The 20,263-nt window shown below is 70.3% G+C and carries 19 protein-coding genes and 1 pseudogene; 13 read left to right on the top strand and 7 right to left on the bottom strand.

Annotated elements, in window-relative coordinates:
- Positions 1-127: 127 nt before the first annotated feature.
- The 4 genes and pseudogenes from GFH49_RS00645 to leuA all read right to left on the bottom strand — a co-directional run bounded on the left by GFH49_RS00645 (position 128) and on the right by leuA (position 4,425).
- On the bottom strand, positions 128-1,306 hold the full coding sequence (locus GFH49_RS00645; protein ID WP_155053749.1) for a sialidase family protein: 1,179 nt from the start codon (positions 1,304-1,306) through the stop codon (positions 128-130).
- Positions 1,307-1,339: 33 nt separating this feature from the next.
- Positions 1,340-1,623, bottom strand: a pseudogene (locus tag GFH49_RS39655) (DNA-binding response regulator); the annotation flags it as partial.
- 111 nt (positions 1,624-1,734) lie between these two features.
- Positions 1,735-2,430, bottom strand: a complete 696-nt coding sequence (locus tag GFH49_RS00635) for a TerB family tellurite resistance protein (protein ID WP_155053748.1) — start codon at positions 2,428-2,430, stop codon at positions 1,735-1,737.
- Between the two features lie 273 nt (positions 2,431-2,703).
- Entirely contained in the window at positions 2,704-4,425 is a 1,722-nt protein-coding gene (gene leuA / locus GFH49_RS00630) for a 2-isopropylmalate synthase (RefSeq protein WP_155053747.1), read from the bottom strand.
- A gap of 374 nt (positions 4,426-4,799) precedes the next feature.
- Between leuA and GFH49_RS00620 the strand changes: the two genes are divergently transcribed.
- From GFH49_RS00620 to GFH49_RS00610, 3 genes are read left to right on the top strand one after another with little or no spacing between them, the layout of a single operon-like run.
- A complete protein-coding gene (locus GFH49_RS00620) occupies positions 4,800-5,873 on the top strand; it encodes a M4 family metallopeptidase (RefSeq protein WP_155053745.1) in 1,074 nt (357 codons plus the stop codon).
- Between the two features lie 20 nt (positions 5,874-5,893).
- Entirely contained in the window at positions 5,894-6,160 is a 267-nt protein-coding gene (locus GFH49_RS00615) for a protealysin inhibitor emfourin (RefSeq protein ID WP_155053744.1), read from the top strand.
- A 58-nt stretch (positions 6,161-6,218) separates the two neighbouring features.
- Entirely contained in the window at positions 6,219-7,535 is a 1,317-nt protein-coding gene (locus GFH49_RS00610) for a GH1 family beta-glucosidase (protein ID WP_155053743.1), read from the top strand.
- A gap of 21 nt (positions 7,536-7,556) precedes the next feature.
- Here the strand turns inward: GFH49_RS00610 and GFH49_RS00605 are convergent, their stop codons facing one another.
- On the bottom strand, positions 7,557-8,411 hold the full coding sequence (locus GFH49_RS00605) for an NAD-dependent epimerase/dehydratase family protein (RefSeq protein ID WP_155053742.1): 855 nt from the start codon (positions 8,409-8,411) through the stop codon (positions 7,557-7,559).
- Positions 8,412-8,553: 142 nt separating this feature from the next.
- Between GFH49_RS00605 and GFH49_RS00600 the strand changes: the two genes are divergently transcribed.
- The 9 genes from GFH49_RS00600 (at position 8,554) to GFH49_RS00560 (ending at position 17,633) form a co-directional block, all read left to right on the top strand.
- Positions 8,554-9,402 carry a helix-turn-helix transcriptional regulator gene (locus tag GFH49_RS00600; RefSeq protein WP_155053741.1) on the top strand — a complete coding sequence of 283 codons (849 nt, stop codon included), beginning with the start codon at positions 8,554-8,556 and terminating at the stop codon, positions 9,400-9,402.
- A 156-nt stretch (positions 9,403-9,558) separates the two neighbouring features.
- Positions 9,559-11,712 (top strand): PhoH family protein, encoded by a 2,154-nt coding sequence (locus GFH49_RS00595; protein WP_155053740.1) that lies wholly within the window; start codon positions 9,559-9,561, stop codon positions 11,710-11,712.
- Between the two features lie 28 nt (positions 11,713-11,740).
- Complete coding sequence (ybeY, locus tag GFH49_RS00590; protein WP_155053739.1) at positions 11,741-12,238, top strand: rRNA maturation RNase YbeY; 498 nt, start codon at positions 11,741-11,743, stop codon at positions 12,236-12,238.
- Positions 12,235-13,536 (top strand): hemolysin family protein, encoded by a 1,302-nt coding sequence (locus GFH49_RS00585; RefSeq protein WP_155053738.1) that lies wholly within the window; start codon positions 12,235-12,237, stop codon positions 13,534-13,536. The genes ybeY and GFH49_RS00585 overlap by 4 nt, the downstream gene beginning before the upstream one ends.
- Before the next feature lie 28 nt (positions 13,537-13,564).
- Positions 13,565-13,948, top strand: coding sequence for an MmcQ/YjbR family DNA-binding protein (locus tag GFH49_RS00580; protein ID WP_230396084.1), 384 nt, complete (start codon positions 13,565-13,567; stop codon positions 13,946-13,948).
- A 63-nt stretch (positions 13,949-14,011) separates the two neighbouring features.
- Positions 14,012-14,365 carry a cytidine deaminase-like protein gene (locus tag GFH49_RS00575; protein WP_155053737.1) on the top strand — a complete coding sequence of 118 codons (354 nt, stop codon included), beginning with the start codon at positions 14,012-14,014 and terminating at the stop codon, positions 14,363-14,365.
- A gap of 210 nt (positions 14,366-14,575) precedes the next feature.
- Positions 14,576-15,043, top strand: coding sequence for a hypothetical protein (locus GFH49_RS00570; RefSeq protein WP_155053736.1), 468 nt, complete (start codon positions 14,576-14,578; stop codon positions 15,041-15,043).
- 192 nt (positions 15,044-15,235) lie between these two features.
- On the top strand, positions 15,236-16,552 hold the full coding sequence (locus tag GFH49_RS00565) for a beta-xylosidase (RefSeq protein WP_155053735.1): 1,317 nt from the start codon (positions 15,236-15,238) through the stop codon (positions 16,550-16,552).
- Between the two features lie 55 nt (positions 16,553-16,607).
- A complete protein-coding gene (locus GFH49_RS00560) occupies positions 16,608-17,633 on the top strand; it encodes a WxL protein peptidoglycan domain-containing protein (protein ID WP_155053734.1) in 1,026 nt (341 codons plus the stop codon).
- Here GFH49_RS00560 and GFH49_RS00555 read toward each other — a convergent pair.
- Complete coding sequence (locus GFH49_RS00555) at positions 17,527-17,865, bottom strand: P-II family nitrogen regulator (RefSeq protein WP_155053733.1); 339 nt, start codon at positions 17,863-17,865, stop codon at positions 17,527-17,529. The two genes, GFH49_RS00560 and GFH49_RS00555, sit on opposite strands and share 107 nt — an antisense overlap.
- Before the next feature lie 169 nt (positions 17,866-18,034).
- Between GFH49_RS00555 and era the strand changes: the two genes are divergently transcribed.
- Complete coding sequence (gene era / locus GFH49_RS00550; RefSeq protein ID WP_155053732.1) at positions 18,035-18,985, top strand: GTPase Era; 951 nt, start codon at positions 18,035-18,037, stop codon at positions 18,983-18,985.
- Positions 18,986-19,121: 136 nt separating this feature from the next.
- Here era and GFH49_RS00545 read toward each other — a convergent pair whose 3' ends face one another.
- The gene (locus tag GFH49_RS00545) at positions 19,122-20,234 is read right to left on the bottom strand and encodes a carbohydrate kinase family protein (protein ID WP_155053731.1); all 1,113 of its coding nucleotides are present in this window, start codon (positions 20,232-20,234) and stop codon (positions 19,122-19,124) included.
- Positions 20,235-20,263: the final 29 nt, after the last annotated feature.

Below are 20,263 nucleotides of genomic sequence, written 5' to 3'. Positions count from 1 at the left end.
TCGCTCCCCCAAGTTCTCGGCTTCGCTCGAACCCGGGGGGACCCCCATCGCGGCGGAGCCGCACATCGATACAGCCCCGCGCCCCTTCGGGGCGCTGCAGAACCGCAGTGGACATCGCCCGGCCCGCTCAGAGACTGTTCACCGGGATCCGGCGGAACTCGATCGTCTCGTAGGTGCTCCTCGTCCCCGTCTCGTACAGGATCCCGACCGTGTTGCGGTTCACCTGGACCAGGTCGGAGTAGGCGGCCCGGCGCCCGTCCAGGGTGCGGACCTTCCTGAAGGTCTTTCCGGCGTCGTCGCTGCGCCAGATCGCCATGGACCGGCGGGCGGTGGGCACGGAGGGTCCGGAGAACAGCAGCGGGCCCGACTGCGCCTGGAGGACGCTGGCCTCCACCACGGGTACGTCGCCCAGGGTGTGCTGCACCCCGTAGGGGCGGTCCAGCTTCCGTGCGCCGCTGCTCGAACGGCTGTCGAGCCGGTTGCCGGTGCTCGTGCCGTTCTGGTCACGGGAGTTGAAGTAGATGCGGCCGTCGGGGAGCTGGGCGGCGGTGGATTCGTTGGCGTTGTCGTAGCCGTTGTAGGTGGTGTCGACGAAGCCCAGGTTCCAGGTCTGGCCGCCGTTGTCGCTGTAGAGGGCGTGGCCGCCGTAGTACTTGGGCTCCTGGCCGGTGTCGGTGGAGCCGGTGGGCGGGGCCGTCGAGTGGTTGGCGGGGACCACCAGCCGTCCGGCGTACGGGCCGCGGGTGAGGGCGATGGCGTGGCCCGGTCCGGTGGCGTACCAGCGCCAGTTCTTCCGCTTCACGCGGGTGGTGATGTCGCGCGGCGCGGTGAAGCTGAGGCCGTCGTCCCAGCTGCGCTGCACGAACACCCGGCGGCTCTGGGCCGGCGTGACCTCGCCGCGCATGATCTGACTCTCCGTCACTTCACCGCTGTTGTAGGAGGTGAGCAGGACGACCGCCTCGGCGCGCGGGTCGTACACGGGCGCCGGGTTGCCCCGGGTGTGCCCGCCACCGGCCGCGACCACCTGGAGCGGTCCCCAGGTGCAGCCGCCGTCGGCGGAGCGGCGCAGGACGACATCGATGTTGCCGGTGTCGCCGGCGCCGTCTCTCCGGCCCTCGGCGAAGGCGAGGATCGTGCCCTGGCCGGTCCTGACGGTGGCGGGGATGCGGTAGGTGTCGTAGCCGCCCTTCCCGGAGACGTACGGCAGCGAGGCGGTGCAGGCGGCTGCCGAGGCGGTGGCCGTGGGGGCGGCCAGGGGACCGATGAGTGCGGCGGTGGCGAGGAGGGTGCGGATCAGGAGTGTCATCCCTCTCCCTGACGGATCGTCGGATGTGGTCCGTCACATGGTCCCCGGTGTGACCATCCCCGACTCGTACGCCACGATGACCAATTGCGCCCGGTCTCTCGCCCCGGGCTTCCCCATGATCCGGCTGACGTGGGTTTTCGCCGTCAGCGGGCTCCCGTTCGGACAGGCGTTCCGGCCCGTCCGCCGCCGGTGCGGCCGAAGTACTGCGCAGAAGTCGCTCGACCAGCCGTGCCGTCGGCCCCGGCGACAGCAGCGCGTCCCCGGCCGCCACCGTCCGGACGCCCGTCCAGCAGTTCGGCCGGACGGGTGTCCTTCAAGGGTCGTTCTCCAGGCTCCCGGCGGGAGAGGGGCGATTCGTCGCGCGTGAGGGGTACTACTCCCCGGGGAGTACGGGCTACGACGGTGTATGGGTTACGACGGTGTACGGGCTACGACGGTGTACGGGCCGCCGCCAGCAGCCGGCTCACATCGTCGCCGCGGATCGTGAGCGCCGCCCCCACCGTGCTGAGCACATCCCGCTCGGCCGGGGTGTACGGCCCGTCCGCGAGGGCGATCCGCGCGCCCTGGAGCAGGATCGCCTCCCGGCCCGACGCGGCGAGGTGCGGGGCGAGCGGGTCGAGGGCCTCGTGCAGCTCTATGGCCAGGCCCGCCCCGTACGGCTCTCCGTAGACCCGGCCGGTGTCCGCGGCCAGCGCGTCCACGAGAGCGCTCAGCTGATCCTCCGTGCAGTCGTCGAACCCGGCGGCGCGGACCTCGGTCGCGGCGGCCTCCAGGGACGTACGGCTACAGGTGCCGCCCGCGGCGAGGACCGCGAGGGCGACGGTGTGCACGGCGTCGCGGAGCATCGCGGAGAAACGGGTCGTCGTCGGGTGGTCGAGGACGTCCGTGCCGAAGTGGCGGTGGCAGGCCGCGCACTCCACGACCGGCCCGGACTCACCCCGCGGCAGCACGGGCACGCCGAGCACCGTGAACCGGCGGCGGCCGGTCAGCCGCTGGTAGTTGCGGTCTCCCCCGCACCCGGGACAGAAGAACTCGCCATCGCCGACGGCACTCCACGCGGTACGGGTGCCCAGGATGCGCGCACGCCTGGCAGCACGGCCGTTTCGTCCCCGTCCTGGCAGCACGTCGCACCTCCGTAACCCCACACGGCAACATCGCCGCGCTGGCGTGATGTTAGCCACTTTGTCCAGGCGGAGTCAGCCCTCCGGACGAGACCTACCCGTGACCTGCACAGGGATTGGCCGGAAAGCGACGGACCCCGCCCACCTGACTCGGCGGACGGGGCCTCTGAACACCGGGCGCGGCAGTGCCGTCAAGGGGCGCGGGGAACTGCGCGATCAGCCACGACGGCACCGCAGCCGCTCGACAACCCCTCGCACCACCCGCGGAGCGAACCGTCAGCGAGTCGCCCGATTGACCGCCGACACGACCGCCTTCAGCGACGCCCGCGTCGTGTTCGCGTCGATGCCGATCCCCCACAGGACCTTGTCCTCGATGGCGACCTCGATGTACGACGCGGCCTGCGCGGACGCGCCCTCGCTCATCGTGTGCTCCTGGTAGTCCAGCAGCCGGGCGTCGATGCCGATGCCCTGGAGCGCGTGGAAGAAGGCCGAGATCGGACCGTTGCCGGTGCCGACCAGGGTGGTCTCTTCGCCGTCCACCTCGGCCTCGACGTGCAGCGTGTCCACGCCGTCCTTGTCGGTGGTCGACTGGTTGTTCCTGACCTGGATACGGCCCCACGGGTTCGCGGCGTTCGGCAGGTACTCGTCCTGGAAGGCCGCCCAGATGTCCTTCGGCGTGACCTCGCCACCCTCGGCGTCCGTCTTCGCCTGGATGAGCTTCGAGAACTCGATCTGCATCCGGCGCGGCAGGTCCAGCTTGTGGTCGTTCTTCAGGACGTACGCGATACCGCCCTTGCCGGACTGCGAGTTGACGCGGATGACCGCCTCGTAGGAGCGGCCGACGTCCTTCGGGTCGATCGGCAGGTACGGCACGGCCCACTCGATGTCGTCGACGGTGACCCCGCGAGCCGCCGCGTCGGCCTCCATCGCGTCGAAGCCCTTCTTGATGGCGTCCTGGTGGGAGCCGGAGAAGGACGTGTAGACCAGGTCGCCCACGTAGGGGTGGCGCGGGTGGACCTGCATCTGGTTGCAGTACTCCCACGTACGGCGGATCTCGTCGATGTCGGAGAAGTCGATCTGCGGGTCCACGCCCTGGGAGAACAGGTTCATGCCCAGGGTGACCAGGTCGACGTTGCCGGTGCGCTCGCCCTGCCCGAACAGGCAGCCCTCGACCCGGTCGGCGCCGGCCATCAGCGCCAGCTCGGCCGCCGCCACCGCCGTACCGCGGTCGTTGTGCGGGTGGATCGACAGGCAGACGTGCTCACGGCGGGAGAGGTTGCGGCCCATCCACTCGAAACGGTCCGCGTGCGTGGACGGCGTCGAGCGCTCCACGGTCGCCGGCAGGTTGAGGATGATCTCGCGCCCCGGACCGGGCTGCCACACGTCCATCACCGCCTCGCAGACCTCCAGCGCGAAGTCCAGCTCGGTGTCGGTGAAGATCTCCGGGCTGTACTGGTATCCGAACTCGGTCTCCGGGCCCAGCAGCTTCTCCGCGTACTCCATCACCAGCCGCGTGCCGTCGACGGCGATCTGCTTGATGTCGTCCTTGGAGCCGCGGAAGACGACCCGGCGGAAGACCGGCGCGGTGGCGTTGTAGAGGTGCACGGTGGCGCGCTTGGCGCCCTTCAGGGACTCCACCGTCCGCTCGATCAGGTCCTCGCGGGCCTGGGTCAGTACGGAGATGGTGACGTCGTCGGGGATCGCGCCCTCTTCCTCGATGATGGAGCGCACGAAGTCGAAGTCGGTCTGGCCGGAGGCCGGGAAGCCGACCTCGATCTCCTTGTAGCCCATCTTGACCAGCAGGTCGAACATCGCGCGCTTGCGCACGGGCGACATGGGGTCGATCAGGGCCTGGTTGCCGTCGCGCAGGTCGGTGGAGAGCCAGCGGGGGGCGGTGGTGATCCGGTTCTGCGGCCAGGTGCGGTCGGGGATGTCGACCTGCTCGTACCGGCCGTACTTGTGAATCGGCAGAGAACTGGGCTGCTGGCGGTTCGCCATGATGCGGGGGCTCCTCAGGGTGTCCGGAAGGACGGCCGACGACGCAACACCAAGCTCCGCGGGGAGGGAGTCGACCTGAACTACAGGCCCTCGCCGCGGCAGCTAAGGAGAAGCAGCCCGAAACGCATGATGCCCAGCATGCTAGCGGAGCCCCGACCGGATGCGGCGCTCCGTATCAATATGCGGGACCGATCACGCCCCGACAGGGGCGCGGGCCGTGTCGATATGCGGCTCCGCCGCGTGGGCGTGCCAAGCCACACACAACCCGCGGCCAATAACACAGCGCAACCATTTATGACGCAAACACGCCCCAATTCCACCAATCAAGGTCGCCGATAGTGACAGTCGGCTAACGCAGTGCCATCGTGCGGGGCATGACGACAAACGGGGGCTTCACGCCCGTCTTCTGCACCGTCGTGCCACCCCACATCCTCGACAAGCTGGCCCAGGCCGAGGACCCCATTCTCGCCGGCCCCGCTCGCAGGACCCTCGAACGCGACGCCTACCAGCGCACCCACCGCCGCATGACGACCGTCCTCGGCGCACCCACCGCCGCCCCGCCCGCCGAAGCCGCCGCGGGCAAACCGCACCGCACGATCCACGACGCCGAGCACAAGACCGAACTGCCCGGCAAGAAGGTCCGCGGCGAAGGCGACGAACCCGGCAAGGACGCCACCGTCAACCGCGCCTACGCGGGCCTGGGCGCCACCTTCGAGCTGTTCCTGAAGGCGTACCAGCGGGACTCGATCGACGGCGGCGGACTGCCGCTCGACGCGACCGTGCACTACGACGAGGACTACGGCAACGCCTTCTGGAACGGCGAGCAGATGGTGTTCGGGGACGGCGACGGCGAGATCTTCCTCGACTTCACCATCCCGATCGACGTCATCGGCCATGAGCTGACCCACGGCGTCACCCAGTACACCGCCAACCTCACCTACTTCGGCCAGCCGGGCGCCCTGAACGAGTCGATGTCCGACGTCTTCGGCTCGCTGATCAAGCAGTACACCCTCGGCCAGACCGCCGCCGAGGCCGACTGGCTGATCGGCGCCGGCCTGCTCGCCCCGCGCGTGACCGGCAAGGCGCTGCGCTCCATGAAGGAGCCGGGCACGGCGTACGACGACGACGTCCTCGGCAAGGACCCGCAGCCCGCGACGATGGACGACTACGTCCGCACCGGCCGCGACAACGGCGGCGTGCACATCAACTCCGGCATCCCCAACCACGCCTTTTACCTCGCCGCGACCACGCTCGGCGGCCACGCCTGGGAGCGGGCCGGGCAGATCTGGTACGACGTGCTGACCGGGGGCGAACTGAAGGAACAGGCCCTCTTCGCCGACTTCGCCACGCTGACGGTCGCTGCCGCGAAGGCACGGTACGGCGACGGCGGCGAGGAGCTGCAGGCCGTACTCAAGGCCTGGGAACAGGTCGGGGTGCGCACCCTCTAGATCCGTACTAGACATGACCCATGCGTATTCAGGTGCGGCGCACGGGCGGATTCGCGGGCATCGAGCGGCACGCCGAGGTGGAGACCTCGGGGCGGCCCGATGCCCAGGAGTGGCACTCCCTGGCCGAGAGCGCGGTCGCGGCCGGCCGGGGCGTGCCCCCCGTCGGGGTTCCGGACGGCTTCAGCTACCAGATCACCGTGGACGGCAACACGGTGTACTGCTCGGATCCCCGGCTCACGCAGGAGCAGCGGAAACTGATCTCCAGGGTGCTCAAGGAGGGCGCGTAACGGGGCGCGTAACCGGTTGCCGGCGACTGCCCGTTGACTTCCGTTACCGGTGGTACGGATGATCCGGCGCATGGCGAACGACCCGATACCCCAGTTCCCGCCCGGCTTCCTGTGGGGCGTCTCGACGTCCGCCCATCAGATCGAAGGCGCGGCCGACGAACGCGAACCCTCCGTCTGGGACGCCTTCACGGCCGAGCCCGGACGGGTGAAGGACGGCTCCACGGCGGCGGTGGCCTGCGACCACTACCACCGCTACCGCGAGGACGTGGCACTCCTGGCCGGGCTGGGGGTCGACGCGTACCGCTTCTCGATCTCCTGGCCGCGGGTCCGGTCCGAAGGCGGCCTGGACTTCTACGACCGTCTGGTGGACGAGCTGTGCGCGGCGGGCGTACGTCCCGTCGCGACCCTCTTCCACTGGGACCTCCCGGTGTCCCTCGACTGGCTGGAGCGGGACACGGCCCGGCGGTTCGCGGAGTACGTGTCGACGGTGGCCGGCCGCCTGGGCGACCGCGTCACACGGTGGATCACCATCAACGAGCCCGCCGAGCACACCCTGTTCGGCCACGCGCTCGGCGCCCACGCGCCCGGCAGGCGGCTGATGTTCGACGCGCTGCCGGCCGCCCACCACCAGCTCCTGGCCCACGGCCTGGCCGTACAGGCGCTGCGCGCGTCCGGCGCCCACCGCATCGGCATCGCCAACTCGCACGGCCCGACCTGGCCGGCCTCCGGCGAACAGGCGGACGTGGAGGCCGCCGACTTCTACGACCTGCTGCTCAACCGCCTCTTCGCCGACCCGGTCCTGCGCGGTGAATACCCGGAAGGAATCGGCGAGTTGATGCCCGGGGACGTGCCGGCCGACCTGAAGGTCATCGGTGAGCCGCTGGACTTCTACGGCGTCAACTACTACGCGCCGACCCGGGTGGGCGCCCCGCAGGGCACCGACATCGAGTTCGGCGGACTCACGATCCCCGCCGAACTCCCCTTCTCCGTCCGGGAGATCGAGGGCGTCCCGGTGACCGACTTCGGCTGGCCGGTGGTCCCGGAGGCCCTCACCGAACTGCTCACCACCTTCCACGAGCGCTACGGCGACCGGCTCCCGCCCGTCGTGATCACCGAGAACGGCTGCTCGTACGAGGGCGTCGACGACCAGGCCCGGATCGCCTACCTGGACGGCCACATCCGCGCGCTGCACCGGGCGGTGGCGGCGGGCGTGGACGTGCGCGGCTACTTCGTCTGGTCGCTGCTGGACAACTTCGAGTGGGCAGAGGGATACGCGCGGCGGTTCGGGCTGGTCCACGTGGATCACCAGACCCTCACCAGGACCCCGAAGGCGTCGTACGCCTGGTTCCGGGATGTGCTGCGGGCCCAGGGATGACGACGGATGCCCGCCCTTGCCTCACAGCGCTCCCGCGTCCCGGGCGGACCAGACACTCGGGAAAACGGGCCGGAAACCCAGCTCCCGGCGGATCCGCCGAGTCGACATGATCCCGAACCACGGGTCGGGGTCCGTACGCGTGTGGGCCTCCGCGGGCACCTCGACACCGTTGAGCCGATGCAGCTCCACCGTCGTGACGGGGGCGTCGTCGGCGATGTTGTAGACACGGCCGCCGACCCCGGGCGCGTACAGCAGCCGCAGCAGGCCCTGTGCGACATCCACGTGGTGGGCCATCTGCAAGCGCTGCGCCGCCGCCCAGTGCGTGGCCCACCTCAGCGACTGGGCGAGGTGCGGATCGCCGTCGCCGTAGACGAAGGGGAGCCGGCCGACGCGTACGTCCATGCCGTCCAGGGCGAGCAGCTCCCGCTCGGCCGCGATCTTGGACTCGGCGTAGGCGCCCCACATCGCACCGCCGGGCCGGGGCTCGTCGTCCTCGGTCAGCGGGCGGCCACGTCCGACGCCGTACACGTTCCCCGTGCTGACCTGTACGAAGCGCCGCACCCCGGAGGCCAGCGCGGCGCGGCCCAGCGCCACGGCCGCGTCCCGGTTGACCGCCCACGCCTCCTCGTCCGGCACCCCGCGGAAGGACGCGGCGACGTTCACGACCGCGTCCACGCCGGCCACCGCCTTCCCCAGCGCCTCCTCGTCCCGCAGGTCCCCGACCACGACCTCGGCGCCCAGTTCCGCCAGCCGTTCCGCGCGCGCCGCGTCACGCACCAGCACTCGCATCTTCTCCGCCGCCGCGGCCTGTGCCAGCAGCCTCGGCGCGAACCGCTTGCCGACCTGCCCCGTCGTCCCCGTCACCAGTGTCAACATGATCTGCTCCCTCACGAACCGACTGCTCCGGACGCGCTTCCGCCACCACCCTCGGACGGTGCGGCGCCGGCCGGGAGAGACCCGTCGATCAGGGGATCGGCAGTCCCTGGATAAGGCGGGCGGAGTACCGCACGCTGGAGGCGTGGACCGAGCCGAACTCGCGGACTTCCTGCGCCGGGGCCGCGCCCGCCTGACCCCGTCGGACGTGGGCCTGACGCCGGGCGCCCGGCGCCGCACGGCCGGCCTGCGGCGCGAGGAGGTGGCGCAGCTCGCGGGCATGTCGGTGGACTACTACACACGCCTGGAGCAGTCCCGGGGGCCGCGCCCGTCCCGGCAGATGCTGGCGGCCCTGGCCCGCGCCCTGCGCCTGACCGCCGACGAGCGCGACCACCTGTTCCACCTGGCCGACGAGGAGCCGCCGCGCCGCGAGACGGCGTCGACGCATGTCCCACCCGGCCTGATGCTGATCCTGGACCGGCTGCACGACACCCCGGCGCAGATGGTGACCGACTGCGGCGAGGTACTGGCCCAGAACACGATGGCCAGGGCCCTGACCCTCGATGTGATGTCCCGCCCCCCGGGCGAGCGCAACCTCCTGCGTCTCTACTTCCTGGACCCGAAGGCGCGCATCCTGTTCCCGGAGGAGGACCGGCACGAGCACGCGCGCGCTCACGTCGCCAATCTGCGCGCCGTGGCCGCCGCCCGCCCCGACGACCCGGAACCGGCCGCGCTGGTCGCCGAACTCCGGTCATCGAGCGAGGAGTTCGCCCGCCTCTGGGAGAAGCACGAGGTGTCCCTGCGCCACCGTGCGACCAAACGCTTCCAGCACCCCCTGGTCGGCCTGCTCGACCTCGACTGCGAGGTCATGCTCAGCCACGAGCACCACCAGCTCCTGGTGATCCACACGGCCCGTCCGGGCACGGAGTCCCACGAACGCCTCCAGCTGCTGCGCGTGGTGGGCCTGCAGGACATGTCGGTCGGGCAGCCCTGACCGCACGGGTGGTCACGGAGGGTAAGGATTATGGGCTGGGTAGATGAAAAGTCCTACGGCGATGTCAGTCTCCCGGCGTACTCTTGAAATCGCCAGGCCGCCCATGAGGCAGGCGAGTCGTACGGAGGAGGACGTCCAGGCCTACAGAGCCGGCCCATGACTCAGACACCCACAGCTCACACCCCTGCGCAGGGGCAGGCACGAGCACAGTTCACCGTCCCCGCCCAGCACCCCATGGTCACCGTCCTGGGGTCCGGCGACTCCCTTCTGCGCGTGATCGAGAAGGCCTTCCCGGCGGCCGACATCCACGTCCGGGGCAATGAGATCAGCGCGGTCGGCGACACCGCTGAAGTCGCCCTCATCCAGCGCCTGTTCGACGAGATGATGCTGGTGCTCCGCACCGGACAGCCGATGACGGAGGACGCAGTGGAACGCTCGATCGCCATGCTCAGGGCGAGTGAGAACGGGGAGAGCGACGGCGAGGAGACCCCCGCCGAGGTCCTCACCCAGAACATCCTCTCCTCCCGCGGCCGCACGATCCGCCCCAAGACGCTCAACCAGAAGCGGTACGTCGACGCGATCGACAAGCACACGATCGTCTTCGGCATCGGCCCCGCCGGTACCGGCAAGACCTATCTCGCCATGGCCAAGGCGGTGCAGGCCCTGCAGTCCAAGCAGGTCAACCGCATCATCCTGACCCGGCCCGCGGTCGAGGCCGGCGAGCGGCTGGGCTTCCTGCCGGGCACACTGTACGAGAAGATCGACCCGTATCTGCGCCCGCTGTACGACGCGCTGCACGACATGCTCGACCCGGACTCGATTCCGCGGCTGATGGCGGCGGGGACGATCGAGGTGGCACCGCTGGCGTATATGCGGGGAAGAAGCCAACCTCGCTTCACGAACGTCCTGACACCGGACGGCTGGCGTCCCATTGGCGACCTCCAGGTCGGTGACCTGGTGATTGGTTCGAACGGTGAGCCGACGCCGGTACTCGGGGTCTATCCGCAGGGCGAGCGGGACATCTACCGCGTCACGGCCCAGGACGGTTCCTGGACCCTGTGCTGCGGTGAGCACCTGTGGACGGTCCGTACGGCCTCGGACAAGCGCCGCGACAAGCCGTGGCGGGTCCTGGAGACCCAGGAGATGATCGGCAACCTGCGAGCTGCGCACGCCCGCCGGTATGAGCTGCCGCTGCTCACCGCGCCGGTATGTTTCCCTGAGCGTGAGGTCCCTATGGACCCGTACGCGCTGGGACTGTTGCTGGGCGACGGTTGCCTCACGGGTTCCACCACGCCATCCTTCGCCACGGAGGATCCGGAACTGGCGGCTTCACTGGAGGCTGCGCTGCCCGGTGTCACGGTGCGGCACAAGAGCGGACCCGACTACGTTCTCAACCGGGTCAAGTCCCCAGGCGACGTGATGACCTTGGAAAACCCGGTCACACGGGTTCTGCGAGAACTGGACCTGCTCCGCACCCGGTCGCACACCAAATTCATCCCGGACGACTACCGGTACAACTCCGCCGAGGTCCGGCTGGCCGTCCTTCAGGGTCTGCTGGACTCCGACGGCGGGCCGGTCACCCAGGCCGACCGCACGTGCCGGATCCAGTACACGACGACGTCGATCCTGTTGCGGGACGACGTGATCTCGCTCGTACAGTCACTGGGCGGCGTCGCGTACACCCGTCGCAGGCCGGCGAAGGGCCGCAGGCCAGGTCTGGCAAGGGGCCGGGAGGTCGGGTACCGGTACGACGCTCACATCATCGACATCCGCATCCCCGAGGGCATAGAGCCCTTCCGCCTCGCCCGCAAGCGCGACAAGTACCACGCGGCCGGAGGCGGCGGACGCCCGATGCGGTTCATCGACAGCATCGAGCCCGCAGGCCGGGAGGAAACCGTATGCATCCAGGTGGCAGCCGAGGATTCGCTCTACGTCACCACGGACTACCTGCTGACGCACAACACCCTCAATGACGCCTTCATCATCCTGGACGAGGCCCAGAACACCAGCCCCGAGCAGATGAAGATGTTCCTCACCCGGCTCGGCTTCGACTCGAAGATCGTGATCACGGGTGATGTGACGCAGGTCGACCTCCCGGACGGCACCAAGTCCGGTCTGCGCCAGGTCCAGGACATCCTGGACGGCGTCCCGGACGTCCACTTCTCCCGGCTCTCGTCCCACGATGTCGTACGGCACAAGCTCGTCGGCCGTATCGTCGACGCGTACGAGGAGTACGACAACAAGCACGGCACCCAGAACGGCACCCGCAAGGGCGGCCGGGGCAGGCAGTCCGGGCACAAGGGACTGTGACATTTAAAACAGGAGACACAGCGGCACCATGTCGATCGACGTCAACAACGAGTCAGGAACCGAGGTCGACGAGCAGGCGATCCTCGACATCGCCCGCTACGCGCTCGCACGGATGCGCATCCACCCGCTCTCCGAGCTGTCGGTGATCGTCGTGGACGGCGACGCCATGGAGCAGTTGCACATCCAGTGGATGGACCTGCCCGGCCCGACGGATGTCATGTCCTTCCCGATGGACGAGCTGCGCCCGCCGACGAAGGACGAGGACGAGCCGCCGCAGGGCCTGCTCGGCGACATCGTGCTGTGCCCGGAGGTCGCCGAGAAGCAGGGCAAGGAAGCCGAGACGCAGCACTCCATGGACGAGGAGCTGCAGCTCCTGACCGTCCATGGAGTACTGCACCTGCTGGGCTACGACCACGAGGAGGCCGACGAGAAGGCCGAGATGTTCGGTCTCCAGGCGGCGATCGTGGACGGCTGGCGGGCCGAGAAGGGCATGACCGGCCCGTCTCCGGCGCCGACCGTGTCATGAGCCTCCCGCTGATCTCCGGCGCCGTCGCCCTGGTCGTCGTCGCCTGGCTCGCCGCCTGCGCGGAGGCCGGTCTGGCCCGCGTCTCCAGCTTCCGCGCCGAGGAAGCCGTCAGGTCCGGCCGCCGCGGCAGCGAGCGGCTCGCGCAGGTCGCCGCCGACCCGACCCGCTATCTCAATGTCGCGCTGCTCGTGCGCGTGGCCTGTGAGATGGCCGCCGCCGCACTGGTCACCTACGCCTGTCTGAACGAGATCGATGGCACCACCAAGGCTTTGCTCGCCGCGATCGGCGTCATGGTCCTGGTGTCGTATGTCGCCGTCGGCGTCTCCCCGCGCACCATCGGCCGCCAGCACCCGCTGAACACCGCGACGGCGGCGGCGTACGTCCTGCTGCCGCTGGCCCGGGTGATGGGCCCGATCCCGCCCCTGCTGATCCTCATCGGCAACGCGCTCACGCCCGGCAAGGGCTTCCGCCGTGGCCCGTTCGCCTCCGAGGCGGAGCTGCGCGCACTGGTCGACCTCGCCGAGAAGGAGTCGCTGATCGAGGACGAGGAGCGCCGTATGGTGCACTCCGTCTTCGAGCTGGGCGACACCCTCGTACGGGAGGTGATGGTCCCGCGCACCGACCTGGTCGTCATCGAGCGGTACAAGACCATCCGCCAGGCCCTGACGCTGGCGCTGCGCTCCGGTTTCTCGCGGATCCCGGTGACCGGCGAGAGCGAGGACGACGTCGTCGGGATCGTCTATCTGAAGGACCTGGCCCGCAAGACGCACATCAGCCGGGACGCCGAGTCCGAGCTGGTGTCCACGGCCATGCGGCCCGCCGCCTTCGTGCCCGACACCAAGAACGCCGGCGATCTGCTCCGCGAGATGCAGCAGGACCGAAACCACGTCGCCGTCGTCATCGACGAGTACGGCGGCACGGCCGGCATCGTCACCATCGAGGACATCCTTGAGGAGATCGTCGGCGAGATCACCGACGAGTACGACCGTGAGCTGCCGCCCGTCGAGGAACTGGGCGAGGACCGCTATCGCGTCACCGCCCGCCTGGACATCACCGACCTGGGCGACCTGTACGGCCTGGAGGCGTACGACGACGAGGACGTGGAGACCGTCGGCGGACTGCTGGCGAAGGCGCTGGGCCGCGTGCCGATCGCCGGGGCGTCGTCCGTCGTCGAACTCCCCGACAGCCGTGAGCTGCGGCTGACCGCGGAGGCCGCGGCCGGCCGCCGGAACAAGATCGTCACGGTGCTGGTGGAGCCGGTGGGTCCGGCCGGGTCCAAGGAAGAACAGGGGGTATGACGGACGCCGTCGGTGAGGAGAGGGCCGTATGACCAGACCGATGACCAAGGTAAGGACCCCTGCGCAGCTGCGTGCCTTCTGTCTGTCCTTCGACGCGGCCGTGGAGGACTTCCCGTTCGGCCCGGAGGCCTCGGTCTTCAAGGTGCGGGGCAAGCTCTTCGCGCTGTCCCGCCTGGACCTGCGGCCGCTCACGGTCAACCTCAAGTGCGACCCCGAGGACGCGATCCGGCTGCGCGGTGAGTACGAGGGCCTGATCGTCCCCGGCTACCACATGAACAAGCGCCACTGGAACACGGTCACCGTGGACGGCGGGCTCCCGGACCAGCTGGTGCGCGAGCTCATCGAGGACTCGTACGACCTGGTGGTCGCCGGTCTGCCGCGCGCCGACCGTCTCCGGCTCGACCGGCCGTGACCGCGGGTCCGGGGACCGGGCCGCGCCGGGTTCCCCGTATGCCGGGGTCCGTATGCTCGGGGCATGACCGACAGCAGCGCGCTTGCCCCCGAGGACCGCAAGATCGTCACCCTGGCCCGTTCCGCGCGGGCCCGCAACGGAGTGCCCGAGGGGGCGGCCGTACGGGACGAGACCGGCCGTACGTATGTCGCCGGGACCGTTGCCCTCGACTCGCTGAAGCTGAGCGCGTTGCGGACGGCGGTGGCGATGGCGGTGGCGTCCGGGGCGAAGTCGCTGGAGGCGGCGGCCGTGGTCACTCAGGCCGAGTCGGCGTCGGCCGAGGACCGGGCGGCGGTCGCGGACCTGGGCGGGCCGGGGACGCCGGTGCTGGTGGCCGGGCCCGACGGCACGGTGCGGTCCACCGTGACCGCAGGCTGAAAATCGCCATTTTCAGAGTCGTCCTGAATTCAGCCTTGCCGACCCCCGTATCACGCGCATCAATGGGACCGGCAGTTCCGACGGGCCGTCAGATTCATCCCCCCAACCCCCCACCGAGCGCCCCGCACCGCGCGTGTCGACGGCCCCGCCGGACTCTCCCATCCATCCCCACATGGCAATTCCCACACAGGGAAGGGAGCCGGATTTCCCATGAAACGCATAGCAACGGGTGCGGCACTGACGGTCGGGGCCCTCGCGGTCGCCGGCCTGGCCTTCGCACCGGCCGCCCTCGCAGTCGCCCCCGGATCGGCGACGATCAACGCCGACTGCGGCAGCTTCGGCAGCGGCGAGGGCACGCTCACGGCCACGCAAGACGGCACCGCGGCGACCATCACCGTCACGTCCTCCATCGCCGCGCCGATCGCGTTGGGTGCGGACTCGATCCAGTCCACCCTCACCCTCGTGAAGGCGGGCGGCGGTACCACCACCTTCACCGCCACGGAGAACCCGGCCATGGATGCCGGCGACAGCGTCCAGGTCGGTCCGCTGCCCGGGACCGTGGCCTCCGGCGACAGCCTGGAGGCGTTCGGCGGATCGCTGCGGATCTCGGTCCTCGGCATCACCATCACCTGCACGGCGACGGCTCCGCAGTCACCGGGTCCGTTCGTGTTCGACTGATCGTGTTCGACTGACACGACAGTAGCTGGTGGGTCGTCAGTTCCCCTGGGACGTACAGGAACTGACGACCCATCAGTTCATTTCGCCGTCTCCATTGACTTTTCACGCGATCCCCACATCAATGCCCCCTGTGGGCGCGGGAGAAAGCCCGCCGCGCCCGCATCCTCAAGGCTCGCCCAGGAGGGGGCACCCATGGCTTCGACAGCACGAAGACGATGGTCCTCGCTGCTCGGGGCGACCGCGCTCGCGGTCGCCGCAGGTGGCGCGCTGGCCGGTCCGGCCGGCGCCGCGCCCACGAACGTGGACTTCGCCACGCACTGCATCCCGCCCGACATCGCGGGCATCCCGCCGATCGACGGCACCACCACGGCCAGTGTCGCGGTGGACAACGCCAGCCCCGAGGTCGGCGACACCGTCACCGTGACGTACACCGTCGTCAGACCCGCCGCCAACAACCCCACCGCCATCGCCCTGCCGGCCGACATCATGACGCCCACCGGCAAGGTCACCCTCGGCGGGGCGCAGACCGGGGACGTGACCGTCGCCGGACCGAGGAAGAACGACCCGGTACCGGGGAACGGCGCTTTCCCGTCGTTCTCCATGACCGGCACGTTCACCGTCACCGCGCCAGGGTCGATCACGCTCTCGCCCGGCGACTACAACATCCACACCAGCTACATCCTCGAACTGGACACCCCGTGCACGGTGATCACCCCGCCCGCGCCGGTCTCCGAGACCATCACCGCGACGGACGGCAACCCCACCAACAGCCGTGCCATCTCGCTGAGTTCGGCCTCCGGCGACCCGGGTGACAGCGTCACCGTCAGCGGCAGCGACTTCACACCGGGTGCGACGGTCACCCTGGCAGGGCGGTCCGGTGGCACCCAGACCGCGGACACGGCCACCGTCACCGCCGGTACGGACGGCTCCTTCAGCGGCTCCCTCGTCCTCAACGACAGGACCACGACCGGTGTGGTGGCGTACGAGGGAAGCGCCTGGAGCGCGGAGAAGGGCGCCGGGCCCGCCGCGTACGTGGTCAACGACGACACTCCCGTGCCCGACGGCAGTCAGAGGCTGACGACGACCGTGCGGGCGGGGACGCTGTCCATGACCCAGGCCGGAGACTCCGTACAGCTGTCCGCGGTCGACTTCGGCCAGGGCGGGGCGTCGACCGGCTCGCTGCAGACCGTCACCGTCGAGGACTTCCGGGGCGGGCCCGCAGGCTGGTCGCTCACCGGCAAGGTCACCGACTTCACCGGACCCGGCGCCAAGATCGACGCCGGCAAGCTGAAGTGGACCCCCGCCTGCGCCACCAAGGCGGGCAGCCCCAGCACCTGCCAGGCCGGTTCGTCCGGCACGGTCGGCAGTGCGGGCGCGACCCTGGCGTCCACCCCCAACGGCACGCTCACCGGCGGTGAGTTCACCGTCGACGCGGGGCTCTCCCTCGATGTACCGGCGTTCACGCCTCCGGGCTCGTACGCCGGCGTGCTGACCCTCACGCTCAGCTGACCGCACGGGCGTCCGCACCCGCCCGTTCACCTCATCCACGTGGGGGTCCGCACCCATGCGCAAGCTGTACGCCGTCCTGCTGGGCCTGTTCCTCACCTTCGTCACCGCCTTCGCCGCGCCCGCGACCGCGCACGCCGCCGACAACGGCAGCTGGTCCGTCTACCCGGCCTCCTCGGCGGTCGCCGCGCGCCCGTACTTCTACCTCTCCGCCGACCCCGGGACGACCATCGAGGACAAGGTCGTCGTCGCCAACAAGACGGGGCAGCCGCTGACCTTCCGGCTGTATGCCGCCGACGCCTACAACACCGCGCGCGACGGCGGGTTCGCCGTGCGGACGGTGCACGAGAAGCAGCGCGGGGTGGGGGCGTGGGCCAGGCCCGCCAGGTCCCGGGTGACCGTCCCGGCGCACGACGAGGTCACCGTCCCCTTCACGCTGCGCGTACCCGAGGGCGCCGAACCCGGCGACCACCCGGGCGGATTGGTCGCGCTCGACGAACGGGTCGACCCGGGCGACGGCTCACTCGCGCTCGGTGTGCAGCGGGCCGTGGCCGCCCGGATCTACCTCCGCGTCGGCGGTCCCACGCTCCCCGCGATCGCCGTGGAGGACGTCCACGTCACCCACCACCAGCCCCTCGTGCCGGGCCTCGGCGACAGCACGGCGACGATCTCCTACACGTTGCACAACACCGGCAACGTCACCCTGAACCCGAAGGTGGAACTGCGCGCGAAGGGCCTGTTCGGCCGTACGCTGCTGGCCCGCGAGCTGTCGCGCGTCCCCACGGAGCTGCTGCCCCGCCAGCGGGTCCGCCTCACCGAGCCCTGGCGCGGTGCGCCCCAACTCGACTGGGGCGACGTGACGTTGACGGCGAGCGCGCAGGACACGCGCGAGTCGGGGAGCGCGTCGTTCTTCGCGCTGCCGTGGCTGGTCGGCGCGGTGCTGCTGGTCGTGGTGGTCGTCGGGGTGGTGCTCGGGGTCAGAGCGCGTCGGGGCCGTGCTCGCCGGTCCGCACTCGTACCACCGTCTCCACGGGCAGCACCCACACCTTCCCGTCCCCGATCTTCCCCGTCTGCGCGGCCTTGACGATCGCGTCGACGACGTCGTCCGAGGCGTTGTCCTCGACGACGACCTCGATACGGACCTTCGGCACCAGGTCGACCTGGTACTCGGCACCGCGGTACACCTCGGTGTGGCCGCGCTGACGGCCGTAGCCGCTGGCCTCGCTGACGGTCAGACCGTGCACGCCGAGCTCCTGGAGCGCGGTCTTGATTTCGTCGAGACGGTACGGCTTGACGATCGCGGTGATGAGCTTCATGCCTGGACTTGACCTTCTGGACGGAGGCGAGGGGGACACGCCGACCGGGGCATGTGGGCATGTGCCACGGCCCGGGACGCCGTGATCGTATGCGGTCCCGGCGCGCGCCGTAAGGGAGGCGGCGTGCGCCGGTGCGGCGGAGGCTTGTGGATCAGGGAGAATGGGCGCCATGAGCGTGCGTATCCAGTCATCCGAGCCGTCCAGGGCCACTCATCGCGCCGGCTTCGCCTGCTTCGTGGGCCGCCCCAACGCGGGCAAGTCCACCCTTACGAACGCTCTGGTCGGCCAGAAGGTGGCGATCACCGCGAACCAGCCGCAGACCACGCGGCATACGGTGCGGGGCATCGTGCACCGTGCGGACGCCCAGCTGATCCTGGTCGACACCCCTGGGCTGCACAAGCCGCGCACGCTGCTGGGCCAGCGGCTCAACGACGTCGTACGCACCACCTGGGCCGAGGTCGACGTGATCGGCTTCTGTCTGCCGGCGAACGAGAAGATCGGCCCCGGTGACCGCTTCATCGCCAAGGAGCTGGCGGGGATCAAGAAGACCCCGAAGGTCGCCGTCGTCACGAAGACGGACCTCGTCGACTCCAAGACGCTGGCCGAGCAGTTGATCGCGATCGATCAGCTCGGGCAGGAACTCGGCTTCGAGTGGGCGGAGATCGTGCCGGTGTCCGCGGTCAAGGACAAGCAGGTGGACCTGCTGGCCGACCTGCTCGTCCCGCTGCTGCCGGAGGGCCCCGCCCTCTACCCCGAGGGTGACCTCACCGACGAACCCGAGCAGGTCATGATCGCGGAGCTGATCCGCGAGGCCGCGCTGGAGGGCGTCCGCGACGAGCTGCCCCACTCCATCGCGGTCGTCGTCGAGGAGATGCTCCCCCGAGAGGACCGCCCCGCCGACAAGCCCCTCCTCGACATCCACGCCTTCGTCTACATCGAGCGCCCCAGCCAGAAGGGCATCATCATCGGCCCCAAGGGCAAGCGCCTGAAGGAGGTCGGCATCAAAAGCCGCCAGCAGATCGAGGCGCTCCTCGGCACACCGGTCTTCCTGGACCTCCACGTCAAGGTCGCCAAGGACTGGCAGCGCGACCCCAAGCAGCTGCGGAAGCTCGGCTTCTGAATCAGGGCGGGCAAGAAAGGCGGCGGTGGCCGCCCGGACAAGCGCCCGAAGCGGCCGGGCGACAGGGCGGTGGCCGCCCGGACAGGCGGCTGAAGGGCGTAGGCATCACGGCGCGCGAGCAGACCAAGGCGTGCTTTCAGGCCGACCTTCGGAAGCCGATCGTCGGGACCGCGCGGCGTAGGGGCCAGGGGCGGGTCGGGGTTTTCGGGAGCAGGGGCTGGAGGAACGCGTAGCGGTGGAGAGCGGACTGGTCCTGGGTTTCCAGGGACTGGACCTCGTGCCACCACGTGGCGATCTCGGCCCAGCCGGGGGCCGAGAGGGAGCCGCCGAACTCCTGGACGGAGAGGGCTGCGGTGAGGCCGGCGAAGGCGAGGCGGTCGGCCAGGGGCCAGCCGGCCAGGGTGCCGGTGACGAAGCCGGCCACGAAGACGTCCCCGGCACCGGTCGGATCGAGGGCCTCCACGGCGATCGCCGGCACCTCCGCGGTCTCGCCGGTGCGCCGGTCCACGGCGTAGGCGCCCTCCTTGCCGAGGGTGACCACGGCGAGCGGCACATGTTCGGTGAGGGCGTGGGCGGCGGCGCGCGGACAGGTGGCGCCGGTGTAGCGCATGGCCTCCTCCGCGTTCGGCAGGAACGCCTCGCAGTACTTGAGGTCGGTCAGGCCGGCCAGGTCCCACACACCGGTGTCGTCCCAGCCCACGTCGGCGAAGATGAGGGCGCCCTTGCCCGCGGCCTGGGCGACCCAGTGGGCGGGTCTGCCGGGAGTGAGCGAGGCGATGGCGGCACGCGCGCGGGGCGGGCAGTCCGGCGCGGGCTCCTCCGGCGGCGGCTCGTGGCCGTGGGAGACCATCGTGCGCTCGCCCTCGTACGCCATGGAGACGGTGACCGGCGAGTGCCAGCCGGGCACGGTGCGGGCCAGGGCGAGGTCGATGCCCTCGCCGTGCGCGAGGGCGTCCCAGCAGTACTCGCCGTAGTGGTCGTCGCCGAAGGCCGCGGCGAGGGACGTCTTCAGGCCCAGCCGGGCCAGCGCGGTCGCCATGTTGGCGACGCCGCCGGGGCTGGAGCCCATCCCGCGGGCCCACGACTCGGTGCCCCGCACGGGCGCCGAGTCGAGGCCGGTGAAGATGATGTCGAGGAAGACGGTGCCGGTGAGGTACACGTCCCAGGGCGGGTCGTCGGACCTGCGCAGGGCGCCCAGGGGGTCGACCTGCGCCGGGCAGCGGTGTCCCTCTCCGTTGAACACGATCACGGTGCGCTCCCTGACATGGTGCGGATCAG

Origin of the sequence: Streptomyces blattellae (assembly GCF_009709555.1) — a bacterium.
Taxonomy (GTDB): domain Bacteria; phylum Actinomycetota; class Actinomycetes; order Streptomycetales; family Streptomycetaceae; genus Streptomyces; species Streptomyces blattellae.
The sequence above is the reverse complement of the archived record's forward strand: the minus strand, read 5'-3'. Positions and strand labels throughout refer to the sequence as shown.